The organism is Desulforegula conservatrix Mb1Pa (assembly GCF_000426225.1).
Classification (GTDB): domain Bacteria; phylum Desulfobacterota; class Desulfobacteria; order Desulfobacterales; family Desulforegulaceae; genus Desulforegula; species Desulforegula conservatrix.
In genome coordinates this window covers 1-14,605 of record NZ_AUEY01000019.1, presented here as the reverse complement: position 1 = coordinate 14,605, position 14,605 = coordinate 1, and the positions used below count along the sequence as shown (strand labels likewise).

Sequence of the window (14,605 nt, the reverse complement as noted above, 5' to 3'; positions counted from 1 at the left end):
AAAATAGACTGTATAAATATTATCTGATGATTTTTATGTCAAGGCTATTTTTTAATAATAAATAGAGTGTTTTGCAAGCGTAATTTGGAGGCGGGCCTTTTTATGCCGGATATGCGGGGGTTTTTTGATTATCAGGAACAGATTGCCGCATATGCTGAATAAAACAGATTGCCGCATATGTTAAAATATTTTATAAAATTGATGGACTCGCAAAAAGTTCTATTAAGGTCATTCAGGCGGGGCCTGTCCCGGTGAAAACCGGAATCCGGAAGCCCAGAAGTAATTGAAAATACAAAGATGCCGGATCAAGTCCGGTATGACGCAGGCGTCTTTTTTTGACTTTTTGCGACCTTGTCAAAATTAATATTTTTTTGGCTGTGCCCAAATTAATCCGAATTTCTCTTCAAACTCAACCCATCAAGAGGATAACATCTTGAACTATCATGGAAGAATATTGGACTCAGGTTATAGTGAAGAACTGAAAATGCGTCTTGCTGAAGCGCTGTCGGTTTATCAGGGGCTTGATTCAGTGCCCGGGCCTTTTCTTCATTATATTTCTGCCTGGGATGAAAAAACAGGCGCAATATGGTATGAGTTTGCAAGCAAAGGCTTTCTGAAGATTTTTGATACGGACACAGAAGGGCTGCCGGAAATTTTTAGGAAGGCTGTTATTGATCAGAGAGTATATAAATATTTTGATGTAACAATCAAAAAGCATATAATCAGAAAAGCTGATATGGCTTTTATCAGGGAAAGCCAGAGGAAGCAGGGTAAAACCGCCGGGAATATTGAAGCAGTATACAAAATCAGAACCCAGAGCGGAAGAATTTTGTGGCTTAAGGATTCCGTACTAATTGAGTCATTTGATAATGATGGGATCTGTCTGTCATTCGGGAATCTTACGGAGGTTTCCAAGGAGATGGAGCTGGAAGAGGAACTGGCAAGAACCAAGACAGCTCTTGAAGACAGCGAAAAGCGCTACCGTCTTCTTTTCGAGGAATCTGGCGAAGCTCTTTTTCTTCTGGACAGTGAGGGTGTAATAAAAATGGTGAACCGACGGGCTGCCGAGCTCGCCGGAATGGATATTTCCGAATTATCAGGAATCTGCATAGATCGTATTTTTGAATTCGATTCTACAGTGAATGCTGGTGGCCTTTCGTTATTAGGCGCGTCAGATTTTTTTGAAACAGTGTTAAAAAAGAGGGATGATTCCAGAACTCCTGTGGAAATAGGGGTGACAACCGTAGAGGGTGTGGATGAGCGTCTTTACCAGCTGATAATCAGGGATATTTCATTAAGAAGGGCGCTTGAGGACGAGAGAATAAAGTCAGGAAAGCTTGAGGTGGCAAATACAATCGCTGCCGGAATTTCCCATGATTTTAACAATATTCTTTCAATTATAGTTGGAAATACATCCCTTGCCCAGATGGAGCTGGAAAAAAGCAGCAGAGTACACAATATGCTCGGGCAGATTGAAAAAGCCGCAAACATGGGGAAGTCAATCACCCATAAATTTATTAATTTTTCACAGACCAGAAAGGTCTATCGCCAGAATATTCTGGTCGGCCCTGTCATTAATGAAGCTGTCATGCTCAATCTCGGGACTTCAGGAATAAAAATAGTGACAAATATTCCGAAGGATCTTCCTGAGGTACGCATAGACTGTGATTCAATAAGGCTTGCTTTATCAAGTATAATGTCCAATGCGCTCGAGGCTGCAGTCTCGTCAGACAATACAGTGAAGATAGAGGCTGAAAAGGTCATTATGGATGCAGATTCCATTCATCCCGGCTTTCTTTTGCCTCCTGGTGAATATGTTAAAATAACCGTGTCTGACAATGGCCCTGGAATATGCAAGGAAGATATGCCAAGGATTTTTGATCCCTATTTTTCTACACGGGAGAGAGGTGTGAGAAAAGGTATGGGGCTTGGTCTTACGATTGCTTACTCTGCGGTTAAACAGAATGACGGCCATATACATATCCTTTCTGAAGAGGGACGGGGTACAAAAGTTATGGTCTATCTTCCTGTAGCTGGCAGAACCCATGGTATAAATATCTGGAAAATTTAGTTTTGTTATTAATATGGCATCAAGATAATTAAAGGTATCACGGTTATGACAGGCCAAGATTTGAAATGCCCTGCATGCGGATTCGAGCGAATAGAATCTGACAGAATTTGTCTGATGTGTGGGATTGATTTTCAGATTTACCAAAGCTCTTCAGATACCGGGCCCGCTAAGAAACCGGAGGTAGAATCAGACGAAAAAAAGAAGGTAGTCCCGGAAGTAAAGACTTTTTCCGGGCCCAAATGTCCTTCATGCGGTTTTGACAGGCTTGAAAATGACAGGGTTTGCCTGATGTGCGGCATAGATTTTCAAATCTATGAAAATGCCCTGATAAAGGAGTCGGACAAAGAAGTCTTGGATGAGCAGGAAAACCGGAAGCCCGAGTCCTCTGATATTTTATCATTTGACAGTTTTAGTGATGGGGATGATAGACTTGTCATGGAATTTGAAGAGACCGGCCATGTTATTGGTTTCTGTCTCAATTGCAGGTCAAACCGGTATTTCGGAGAGTATGAGTGCCGGAACTGCGGAGCCGTTTTCGCAAAACTTGAGTCCATGAAACAGGAGGATCTATACGAGACGCCTGTTTCTTCTGGCGCATGTAATTATCTGAAAGAGTTTTCAAAAGTTTTAGCAGGCATTAGAGGGTTCGCTGTCGTAATTGCAAAATATTTTATTTCTTTTTTGTTTGCTTTAACGCCTGTTTTAAAATCATTGGCTCTCACCTCGTATTCTGTGACATGGAACTTTAAAAAGCAGATTTTACTGTTTGTTTCAGTAGTTATATGTTTTGTGGCTGTTTATTATTCTGTCAATTCCGGCATTGATTCTTACCGGGTTTACAGAGATGAAAAAAAGCGTATTGCAGATGAAACAGCGCTTGAAAAAAAGGCTGATATATTTCGTAAAAATGCCTGGTCGCTTAAAGAACATATCATTTCTGTAGCAGACAGAGAAGGAATAGAGCCTGCTAAGTCAGAACTTAATAAATATGATATACCAAATCTGCGTTACAATCCTTTCCTCATTTTGATAAAAAGCAGCCTTGACGAGAAAATTCTGAATCAGAAAATAAAAGATATGGCATTTGATGATTATGAAGCCAGATACGAAGCATATTCGAGGCTTTCAGACATTGATCCTGGGAATGAATCTTACGCCGATTTGCTAAGGCTGAACAGGATGATGTTCGCTTCAAAAATGGCAGAAAAGGCAGAAAGTATTCTCCGTAATTATAATAAGGATAAGGCTGTCTTGGAAGGCGCAATAACAATTGCTGAAAAGGCTTATGGTCTTGAACCAACTCCTGGGAATGAATGGCTTGTTCACAAAGCGAAAAGTGAGAAGCTTCTTTTTTTCGAAGGAAATGAATATGTCGTAATGGCTATGCGTGATGACGGCTTTTCAGGTAATAAAAACAGAAACCAGAGAAAAATAAGGGTCTGGCTAAAAAATGTCGGACCAGATGCTTTCAGGATAAATCCGGATTTCTTTTCTCTTGATTGCGAGGATGGCGTCAAATACCAGTATAATGATTTTTCAAAAAATCTGGTCACAGAGTTGGCTCCTGGCGAAGAAATTGAAGGAGACGTGTTTTTTTATACCAAAAGCAGACCAAGACGAATTGCTTTTGATCACGTAAAACTTGGGCAGATACTCAGGGAGTTTCCATGAATATCTGCCGTTGTATGATAGCTCTTACAAGAAGCATAAGCCATTAAGAGTGACGGTCTCGCAAAAAGTCAAAAAAAGGCGTCGTCGTCATGCCGGACTTGATCCGGTATCCATTCTGTTCAGGCGCTTCTGGATTCCGGCCTGCGCCGGAATGAAGGTAATCGGACTTTTTGTGAGTCAATTGGGTATAATAGAAACACCTGTTTAAAATAAAAAACAATAGGCGAAAACAAATGTCTGATAAAACTTTTCATACCAAATGCCATATTTGTGGTATGAACCTCGAACCTCTTTACAGCCCAGTCAGTGATAGTGTTTCAATGGAAGTTTTCTCGATATATAATTGTTCTGGCTGCGGACTTGGATATACAACCCCCCAGCCTAATGATCTAAAAAAATATTACGATAGATCATATTATGGTAACAGGCACGGTTTTACTGAAAAATATTGCATAAAGCGGCGTTCCAAGATCGTTTCCTCGACAATCAAAAATGGTAAAGGCAAAAAGCTGCTCGATATTGGATGCGGAGATGGCTCATTTATAAAATCATTAAAAACCACTGGATGGAATGTCAGCGGCACAGAGATCAATCCTGATTATGATTTATTTAATAACTTGGCTGTTAAAGAAAAGATTGAAGATTTCGCTGGAAGTGAACCTTTTGATTGTATTACCATGTGGCATACACTGGAACATATGCCGGATACTAAAAAGGTTTTCACTGGTATTTATAGCCTTCTTGCTCCAAACGGTAAGCTGATTATCGCGGTTCCAAATAAAAAAAGTATCCAGGCTCGATTATTTAAAAACAAATGGCTTCATTTGGATGTACCCCGTCATATATACCATTTTGATGCAGATTCATTAAAATGCTGTCTCAAATCAAATGGTTTTATTATCGAACACAAGCTTTGGCAGGAGTTTGAGTATGATCTTCTCGGATGGGTTCAGAGCGCCTTGAATTCTATTTTTAAGAAGGCGGATGTTTTTTTTGATCGATTAAGAGGCAGAAAAAAAAGGTCGAATAGTTTGATAGATCATTTAAATATTATACTTGGCTTCACTTTCTCAGTTCTCTTTTTACCCATAGTCGTTTTTGAAAAAATAGTTAATAATAGTGGCACAATTATTGTCATAGCTAAAAAATAAGGCCTTATATTTTATGTATAAAGATAAAAAAGTTGTTGTGGTAATGCCTGCTTATAATGCTGAGAAAACACTTCGCATGACTTATGATGAAGTCATGGATCAGGGCGTTGTCGACTTGGTTATAATTGTGGATGATGTCAGTTCCGACAGAACTGTTGAAATAGCAGAAAACTTGCCCAAGTCGATTATATTCAAGCATAAAAGGAATAAAGGATACGGAGGAAATCAGAAAAGCTGTTACAGGCTTGCCCTCGAAAATGGCGCAGATATCGTTATTATGGTTCATCCCGACTATCAGTACACGCCTAAACTTATACCTGCAATGGCCTCTCTCATAGGAAATGGTCTCTATCACTGCGTTCTTGGTTCCAGAATTCTTGGAGGCGGGGCGCTGAAAGGCGGAATGCCTTTGTGGAGATATGCTGCCAACCGTTTTTTGACTTTTGCGGGTAATGTCTGTTTTGGGGCAAAACTTTCTGAATATCATACAGGATATAGGGCTTTTTCAAGGGAACTTCTGGAAAAAATTCCGTTTGATAAAAATTCAGATGACTTTGTGTTTGATAACCAGATGCTGGCACAGATAATCTGGCTTGGTTGCACAATAGCCGAGATAAGCTGCCCTACAAAGTACTTTGCTGAGGCTTCTTCGATAAATTTTTTTAGAAGTGTTCAATATGGATTTGGATGTCTGAAAACTATGTATTGTTACATACTCGCAAAATCAGGGAAAATACATAATTTGTTTATTAAATAGCACAAAGCGGCAAATTTAAGTTTTAAAGGTCGCAATTACTTAAAATTGAAGTTTATTGCCGCATTTTTTTTGAAAGATTATCCGAACTTGATTAAATATTCATCAAAACAAGTGTTAGTCAGACCAGAATTCATAATTTGCTGTCTATTATTCACGGCAACTTTATTTGTATATATCCCAGTTGTTAATTATGACTTTATTAACTATGATGATGTTCAATATATCACTGAAAATATTCATGTTAAACATGGCATGACAGCAGATAGTATAAAGTGGGCCTTTTTTTCATTTCATGCAAGCAACTGGCACCCGGTTACGTGGCTGTCTCACATGCTGGACTGTCAGCTTTATGGTCTTGACCCAGGCAAACATCATGCTACTAATTTGCTATTCCATGTTTTAAATACCATTCTTCTTTTTTTTATTTTTTTCAAAACAACAACTCAAAAATGGCCAAGTGCTTTTATCGCGGCTTTTTTTGCTCTTCATCCCATGCACGTTGAATCAGTCGCTTGGATTGCAGAAAGAAAAGATGTTCTGAGTACTTTTTTTATGATGCTTACTATTTTGACTTATATTTTTTATGCTAAGTCACGCAGAAGAGTAACATATTGGTCGGCTATGACCTTTTTTGCACTTGGAATAATGTCAAAGCCAATGATCGTTACGCTGCCATTCTTATTGATGCTTTTTGATTACTGGCCGCTTAAACGCATGAATGACTTGAAAATGTATCCACGATACAGAATATTGTCATCTCTAATAATAGAAAAAATTCCGTTTTTCATATTGAGCATGCTCTCAAGCTATATTACAGTAATAGCTCAGGCCAAGGGAGGTGCAGTGTCATCGCTTGACGTACTGCCATTACCTGAGAGGTTTTGTAACGCATTCATTTCTTACTTTAAATACATCATTAAAATGGTCTATCCTTTTAATCTTTCGATATTTTATCCTTATGCCCCAAAAATTGATTGGCCATTTTTTTATATTTCCTTATTGTTTCTCATATTTGTATCGGCAGCGATTATCTGGTTTTTTAAAAAAATTCCATGGCTTTTTGTCGGCTGGTTTTGGTACATGGGGACTCTTGTTCCTGTTATAGGAATTGTTCAGGTTGGGGCTCAATCAATTGCTGACCGCTATACTTATATTCCTTTTATAGGCCTTTTTTTAATAATGGGCTTCGGCGCCCAATTTGTTTTTGATAAACTAAAGTACGGTAATTTTTTCGCTTATAGCTCATTACTTGCCACAGCGATATTTTTTATGTTTGCAGCTCGCTTTTATGTCAAAAACTGGTGTGACAGTATTTCGATATTTCAGCATTCAATCTGTGTTACAAAAAATAATTATATCGCCTACGGCAATCTTGGTGATGCTTTAATGAAGGAAAAAAGAATATTAGAAGCCAAGGACTGTTTTTCCGAAGCAATCAAAATTAAACCATCATATTTTAATGGTCATTTTAATGTTGGAGTTTGCCATATGGCTTTGGATGAGAATGAGGAAGCAATAAAAAGTTTTTTCAGAGCCGTGAGTATCAAGCCAGATTTTGCTTTAGCTTATTATAATATTGGAAGCATTTATTTGAAGCAGAAAGAATATAGTAAATCTTTGAAATATCTTGGAAAGGCTATAATGCTTACCCCTGATAATGCCAGGGCTTATTATAAGGTGGGACTTGTTAATAATGAAATCGGCGATGTTGCTGCAGCTTTGTGGAATTTCCAGAAATCTTACAGCCTGGGATATATACACGCCCAGAGTGATATTGATAAAATTCTTAGGGCTCAATGATATTATTGATAGTATTTCACAGATGAGTTTTTTTTGTGTTTGACATTTTTTGTATATATATATCCCAAAAAATGTCATATGCTCAGCTAATGTTTTATGGTAGTGGCTATGCAATCATAATTTATATGTGTTTATTTATTGGCATGTTGTTTGCTTTTATTGTTAACAACAAAAACTATTATCTCATGGTCAAATCATTATTTACAACCTAAAGAAAAGGAGAAACATTATGATTAGAAAAATTAGAATGCAGAGCGAAGAAGGCTTCACACTTATCGAACTCATGATTGTTATCGCTATTATCGGTATTCTTGCGGCAATCGCTATACCTAACTTCATTGCATACAGAAACAAATCTTTCTGTTCAGCTGCTGAATCTGATGCAAATGCGGTAGCAGCAGCAGTTGCAGATTATTTCTCAATTCCAACACATACAAACATTGCGAGTACAGACCTTACCTACACAGGTACCGGATCCAACTCATGGACAATCGTGGGGCCAGCTGATCCTAACGTTGCAATTACAATCACAGTTACTGATGGAAGCGGAAGATGCCCTCAAGAGTACCAAGACTCTTCTCCTAACATAGCAGGTACTACTACTAAGTCATGGACTAATAAGGTATATACAAAAGTTCTGTCCCTCAAGTAGCTTAATGACAGTTAAGATGTCAGAATAGAGGGAAGGCGGAGAAATCCGCCTTCCTTTTTTTATCAGCATTGTATCAGTTGATTATATCTCTATGAAAAATGCGATTCAGACGAGTTTTCTTCTTTTTGTGATCATCGCCTGCGTATATTCAAATACCCTTGATTCTGTCTGGCAGTTCGATGATATACCGAATATCATTAATAATAAAGCCCTCCATCTTGAAAATTTTTCTTATGACACTCTTTGGAAATCCTCATTTTCAAGAGAGGGTCATAAAAATTACAGACCACTTCCAAATTTGAGTTTTGCTTTAAACTGGTTGATTGGCGGTTCGAATACAGTTGGATATCACATCATAAATATCTTAATTCATTGGTTATCGTTAGTCTTTCTTCTTCTATCCAGTCTTGTTATTTTTGAATCTCCAAATTTAAGAAAGCGCTTTACGAAGGAAGAAGCCTATTTTATTTCAGTTTTGGCTTCTGTTCTGTGGGCGGTGCATCCTATACAGACATCAGCTGTAACATATATAGTACAACGCATGACCAGTATGGCTGCGATGTTTTATATCGCTGCAATTTTTTTTTATGTCAAAGGGCGTTGCTTAATATTGTATGGCATTGGCCATAAGGTAGCTGTGAATAAGGCTAAAGGCTATTTTTTTTATTTCCTCTGCATTCTATGCTATTTTTGCGCTTTTTTTTCAAAAGAAAATGCTGCTATCCTGCCATTATCTATTATTATGGTAGATGTTCTTTTTTTTAAAGATGTGAAGAAAATACAAATAAAATATAAACATTTTTTTGCGATATTTTTATTGGTAGCTGTCATTAGTATTGGCGGGGTGGCAATCTTTGTTAAAGGCAACCTGTTTTTTTTTATAGATCGATATAATTACAGGCCTTTTTCCATTTCGGAAAGGCTTCTTACAGAGCCAAGAATAATTCTTGGATATCTTTCCCAGTTATTCTATCCTCTATCTGATAGGTTTTCCATAACCCACGATGTTGAAATTTCAAAAAATTTATTTCAGCCTTGGATGACGCTTCCTTCTATTTTGGCAGTTTTTACGATAATTGTTATAGGATTTTTTCAGTTCACTAAAAGACCTTTGCTGGCATTATCAATTCTTTTTTATTTTTTAAATCACATAATAGAATCGACATTTATCCCTTTGGAACTCGTCTTTGAGCATAGAAACTATCTGCCTTCCATGTTCCTTTTTATGCCTGTTGCCTGGGGAGTAAATGAAGCTTTGAAAAGATTCAAAGGTAGAAACTGTTTCGTTTATCAGATGATTATATTTACAGCTTCTCTTGTAATTATTTGGTTTGGTATAAATACATATAGTCGCAATAACGTCTGGAAAACGGAACTTTCCCTATGGTATGATGCTTTGAAAAAAGCTCCAAACGATGCAAGGCCTGCTACAAATGTCGCGATTGCTTTAGCATGGAAAGATAATCCTACACTAAGAGACTATGATGTAGCAATGGCTCTTTTTGAAAAAACTCTGCTTATGAATAAAGCAAGAAAGAATCTTGATTCAGATATTTATGGAAACATTGCTTTTATATATTTTCAAAGAAATCAGTTTGAAAAATCAATCGAATTTTATAAGAAAGCCCTTGATATTGATCCTGATTTTATAAAGGGCCGTTTTGATATGGTAAAACCACTCATAATGCTTGGACGATGGGAAGAAGCCTCAAAAGAAATGGACCTGCTTCTTAATAACCGCAAAGGATACCTCAAAAGCGATTATTTAAATGTAAAAGGTCTGATTCTTTTATGGCAGAACAGACCCGATGAAGCTCTCCATTATCTAAGACAGGCTCTTCATAAGTCTCCTTGGGATTCTTCAGTATATTTGAATATAGGCAGGGCGCTTTCAATGACAGGGCATTATAAAAATGCAGAGTGGTTTCTATCAAGGCTGGGCAGAAAAGAGCCTGCTAATATGTTTACAACTTTCTGCCTTATAGAAAACGGCGTAAAATCAGGGAATATGACTGTTGCTGAAAAATATGCTGAAGAAATGCTTGGCAATAACAGTATAGTTTCAATTAATACAATGCTGAAAGTTTTACCTGTTTTTTATCAGACAGTGCCTGTTTCTGCTGATATAATTAAGCCTGTCATAATGAAAAAAATACGGGAGCTTTTAGGTAAGGATGATAAGCAGCAATGAAAAAAGAAATAAATGCGTTATCATACAGATACTATTTTATACCTGTTTTCATCATTTCATTATCCGGTCTCGTCAATTCCATTTATCTTAGCTATTCCCATTACAGAAATTATAATGATATCAGTTATATAAGTTTCTGTGCGATTTCAAAGGCCATCAACTGCGATACTGTCTCCCAGAGCAGCTATTCAATATTTATGAATATACCGGTGCCATTCTGGGGTATCATTGGATATGCGCTTCTTTTTTTTATTATTGCAATATCAGGAACAGTGAGGGCTGAAAAAAGGCGGGGCTGGCCCTTAATTTTTATTATATCAGGATGTTTCACAGCCTACAGTCTTGTTCTTGCGTTCATATCCGGTTATTATATCAAAAGCTACTGCATCATGTGCATACTCAGTTACGCCATCAATATTGCGCTGCTTTTTTATTCATGGATTATCAGAAGCCGTTTTGATACTGATGGAATTTTCAGGGGATTGATAAATGACCTGAAATTTTTTATGAAAATTAAAATCGCGCGGATCGTTTTTTTTATCATAATCGTTTCGCCTGTTGCAATGTGGCTGTTTATGCCCCAATACTGGCTTCTTAAGCCTTTATCCATTGAAGAATCAGGTATCGATTCAGGAATGACCGATGACGGCCATCCTTGGATTGGAGCTACAAAACCCAAATTAACGATAACAGAGTTTTCTGACTACCGTTGTTTTCAGTGCAAAAAAGCTCATTTTTTCATGCGGCAGCTTGTGGCCGCTCACCCGGATAAATTGCGTCTTGTACACAGGCATTATCCGATGGACAGCAGATTTAATAATGTTATTATTACAGCTCCTTTTCACGAGGGATCAGGCGAGCTTGCGCTGATAGCGGTTTATGCTGCACATAAGGGGAATTTTTGGAAAGTTAATGATATTCTTTTCAATCTTGAAATCGGTGATGAGGGTGGAATCAATACTGCCAGAATAAGTGAGCTGATTGGTTTTTCAAGGGCTGAAGTCTATTTTGCCATAAAAAACAAAACTGTTAGGCAGATTTTAAATAATGATATTCTGGTAGGTATGAAGCTTGAAATCATGGCTACCCCTGCTTTTGTGATTGAAGGCAAGGTTTACATAGGAGAGCTGCCGTTTGAAACAATCGAGAAAGCTGTGAATGAAGAATAGCCTTTTTGATAATAAAAATATATTTCTCTTTTTTTCTATTTTACTGTACGCACTTTTATTTATTACCATCATTTTAATGGCTTCAACGCCTCCTGTTGACAGGGATGCCTTAACCCATCATCTCGCCATTCCCAAACTTTATATAGAGCATGGCGGTATATATGAAATTCCTGATATTGAATTTTCATATTACCCCCAGCTCCTGGAGCTTATTTACGCAATCCCTTTGTTTTTCGGCAATGATATTATACCAAAATACATTCATTTTGGAATGGCTCTGTTTTCATCATTTTTTGTTTATAAGATCCTGAGGCAAAGAGCATCTTTATATGCTGCCTGTGCAGGCGCATTGTTTTTTCTGTCTCTGCCTGTAATTGTAAAGTTGTCAGTAACTGTATATGTTGATCTAGGCCTGATTTTTTTTTCTTTTTTATCATTATACTATCTTATTAAATGGCAAAGATTAGAAAAACTCCGATATCTTGTTTTTTCTGCCTTGTCATGCGGCTTTGCCATGAGCTGCAAATACAACGGCCTGATTGTGTTTATGCTTATGATGTTTGCTGTTATCTGGCTTTCAGAAAAGAAAGTTGCGAAGTCAAAATTTGTCATAGAGCGAGCCTGCCTTTTTTGCATTGTTGCGATTATAATTTTTTCCCCCTGGCTTGTAAAAAATTACTTGTGGACCAAAAATCCAGTTTATCCTCTGTATAACTCTCTTTTCAATCCTTCAGATAGCCATACGGGACTTGCTGGCGGGGAATCAGTCAAAAAAAGCCATTTTTACTACCGCAGGGTGGTTCATGGCGAGAGTTTTTTTGAAACAATAACAACTCCTGTCCGTATTTTTTTTCAGGGCAGAGACGATGATCCAAAATATTTTGATGGCCGACTGAATCCTTTTCTTTTTTTTCTTCCAATAATCTCAATGATTGTAGAAGTTGTCAGGTACATGAAGAAAAAGCTTCCTGATCATGAAAAAATTCTGCTTTTTTCATTTGCATGGGCTTATATCATTTTTGTCTATGTTCAGACAGATATGCGCATTAGGTGGATTGGACCAGCCATTGCCCCCTTAACTGTTCTCTCTTTTATCGGGCTTGGGGAATTATGGCAGATAATTAAAAAAAAATTTGGTTGTTCAGGGTTAACCATTAAATCAGCCTTTGCAATTATTATCATTGCTATGTTTTCGATGAATTATAATTATTTTTTCGAGCTGTATAAAAAAATTGATCCTATACCGTATCTTTCAGGAAAAATTTCGCGGGGTGAATATATTCAGAATCAAAGGCCAGAATATTCAGCGTATCAATATATTAATCAGAAAGTTGACCGGAATGCCAAAATTTTTGGCCTTTTTGTAGGAAACAGAAGATATTACTGTGACCGTCCGATGGTAACTGATGAGAATGTTTTTAGGAAATTTACAAATAATGCTAACAGTGCTAAAGACATATTTAATAATCTGACTAATATCAGGATAACACATTTTGTTGTAGGTGAAGAACTCTACTCGTCATGGTTAAGCGGTGTATTTGATGATGATCACCAGAAAATAATTTTAGATTTCTGGAGGCTTCATGCCAGACTGATATTCAGGGCCTACGGGTATTCAGTTTATGAGATTATAAAGTAAATCAGGCAATCACGTAGACTTGTATACTTATATATTGTGCACCGACAGTAGTAACCCATTTTTATTCAGATTCTATGTTTGGGCTAAACAGAAATCAGGATTATCCAATGTATTCAAATAAAAAAATTTATGTTGTTGTTCCTGCCCATAATGAAGAGAAGCAGATTATAAAAGTCATTGAGACGATGCCTGACTTTGTCGATAAAATCGTAATTGTAGATGATTCAAGTACTGATAACACTTTTGAAACAGTTGAGAAAATATCTGAGTCAGACAAAAGAATAATTCTGTTAAAAAACGAAACAAATCTCGGATGCGGAGCTTCTCTTGCTAAGGGTTTTAAATGGGTTTTGAGCCAGGACGCCGAGATTATAGTAAGAATGGACGGTGACGGCCAAATGAACCCGGATGATCTGGAAAAACTTGTGTACCCGGTTACTGAGGGGTTGACAGATTTTGCCAAAGGTAACAGATTTTTTTCGGGCAAAGCATATGAAAAGATGCCCAAAGTCAGATATTATGGAACAGCTTTTCTTTCTCTTTTAACAAAAATTGCCTCTGGATACTGGCAGATTTCAGATTTTCAGTCCGGTTATACAGCAATGAACCGTGATGTTCTTAAAACAATAGACTGGGATTCGATGTATAAGAGTTACGGTCAACCCAATGATCTGATTGTAAGGCTTAATGTGGCCAATTTCAGAATTGCTGATGTTCCCGTTGAGCCGGTTTACAATGTCGGCGAGAAATCAGGCATGAACATAAAAAAAGTTATGTTTACCTTGAGCTGGCTTCTTCTGAAACTGTTTTTCTGGAGAATGAAGGAAAAATACGTTATCAGGGATTTTCACCCTCTGGTGCTATTTTATTTTCTGGCTTTCTTTTTTGGCTGCTCATCTTTTCTCCTCTTTTTAAGAGTTTTTTATTTTTGGGTGTTTGTTGGACATATTCCCCCAATAAATGCTCTTGCTGCCATGTTTACCTTTATCAGCGCGAGTCAGTTCACTCTTTTTGGAATGTGGCTTGATATGGAAGCTAATCGGAGTCTTAGGGGCGGGAGGAAAGCTCCTATAATATAGAGAATCTCTAAAAATTGTTTTATTAATTACTAAACAAGTAAAAGTATGTTATAAGACAACCATATTAACTTATGAATATGGTGAGCAAATTAGACAATGAAGCAGCTTGGATTATTTGACTGGAAAGAGCGCTATACGAGAATTGACAAGAATGGAGATCCATTAGTTGAATTGAATAAGGTGATTCCATGGGAGGATTTTCGTTCTGTTTTGAGTAATGTTTTTGTGAAGGATCGAAAGAGCAACGCGGGCGCAAAACCGTATGATGTTATCCTGATGTTTAAAATACTGATTTTACAGTCTCTTTACAACCTTTCTGATGATGGGATTGAATATCAGATTTTAGACCGATTGTCCTTTATGCGTTTTCTTTCAATTGATGCAGGCGATAAAGTTCCCGATTCCAAGACGATCTGGCTTTTTAG

General features: G+C 37.3%; 11 protein-coding genes. All 11 read left to right on the top strand.

The window, feature by feature from the left end; all coding sequences use genetic code 11:
* Positions 1 to 433: 433 nt before the first annotated feature.
* Positions 434 to 2,071, top strand: a complete 1,638-nt coding sequence (locus K245_RS0109110) for a two-component system sensor histidine kinase NtrB (RefSeq protein ID WP_156906751.1) — start codon at positions 434 to 436, stop codon at positions 2,069 to 2,071.
* 45 nt (positions 2,072 to 2,116) lie between these two features.
* Positions 2,117 to 3,742 carry a DUF4352 domain-containing protein gene (locus K245_RS0109105; RefSeq protein WP_027359041.1) on the top strand — a complete coding sequence of 542 codons (1,626 nt, stop codon included), beginning with the start codon at positions 2,117 to 2,119 and terminating at the stop codon, positions 3,740 to 3,742.
* A gap of 233 nt (positions 3,743 to 3,975) precedes the next feature.
* Positions 3,976 to 4,893: a class I SAM-dependent methyltransferase gene (locus K245_RS23750; protein ID WP_051284006.1), complete on the top strand. Its 918-nt coding sequence runs from the start codon at positions 3,976 to 3,978 to the stop codon at positions 4,891 to 4,893.
* Between the two features lie 13 nt (positions 4,894 to 4,906).
* Positions 4,907 to 5,650 (top strand): glycosyltransferase family 2 protein, encoded by a 744-nt coding sequence (locus tag K245_RS0109095; protein ID WP_027359040.1) that lies wholly within the window; start codon positions 4,907 to 4,909, stop codon positions 5,648 to 5,650.
* A gap of 45 nt (positions 5,651 to 5,695) precedes the next feature.
* A complete protein-coding gene (locus K245_RS23745) occupies positions 5,696 to 7,450 on the top strand; it encodes a tetratricopeptide repeat protein (protein WP_156906750.1) in 1,755 nt (584 codons plus the stop codon).
* Positions 7,451 to 7,679: 229 nt separating this feature from the next.
* A complete protein-coding gene (locus tag K245_RS28475; RefSeq protein ID WP_084156182.1) occupies positions 7,680 to 8,102 on the top strand; it encodes a type II secretion system protein in 423 nt (140 codons plus the stop codon).
* Between the two features lie 817 nt (positions 8,103 to 8,919).
* Positions 8,920 to 10,293, top strand: a complete 1,374-nt coding sequence (locus K245_RS0109080) for a tetratricopeptide repeat protein (RefSeq protein ID WP_198013862.1) — start codon at positions 8,920 to 8,922, stop codon at positions 10,291 to 10,293.
* Positions 10,290 to 11,462: a vitamin K epoxide reductase/DsbA family protein gene (locus tag K245_RS0109075; RefSeq protein ID WP_027359038.1), complete on the top strand. Its 1,173-nt coding sequence runs from the start codon at positions 10,290 to 10,292 to the stop codon at positions 11,460 to 11,462. The genes K245_RS0109080 and K245_RS0109075 overlap by 4 nt, the downstream gene beginning before the upstream one ends.
* The gene (locus tag K245_RS0109070; RefSeq protein WP_027359037.1) at positions 11,452 to 13,101 is read left to right on the top strand and encodes a glycosyltransferase family 39 protein; all 1,650 of its coding nucleotides are present in this window, start codon (positions 11,452 to 11,454) and stop codon (positions 13,099 to 13,101) included. The genes K245_RS0109075 and K245_RS0109070 overlap by 11 nt, the downstream gene beginning before the upstream one ends.
* A gap of 107 nt (positions 13,102 to 13,208) precedes the next feature.
* Complete coding sequence (locus K245_RS0109065; RefSeq protein ID WP_027359036.1) at positions 13,209 to 14,180, top strand: glycosyltransferase family 2 protein; 972 nt, start codon at positions 13,209 to 13,211, stop codon at positions 14,178 to 14,180.
* Positions 14,181 to 14,276: 96 nt separating this feature from the next.
* The coding region (locus K245_RS0109060; protein WP_027359035.1) for an IS5/IS1182 family transposase at positions 14,277 to 14,605 on the top strand (329 nt) is incomplete at its 3' end.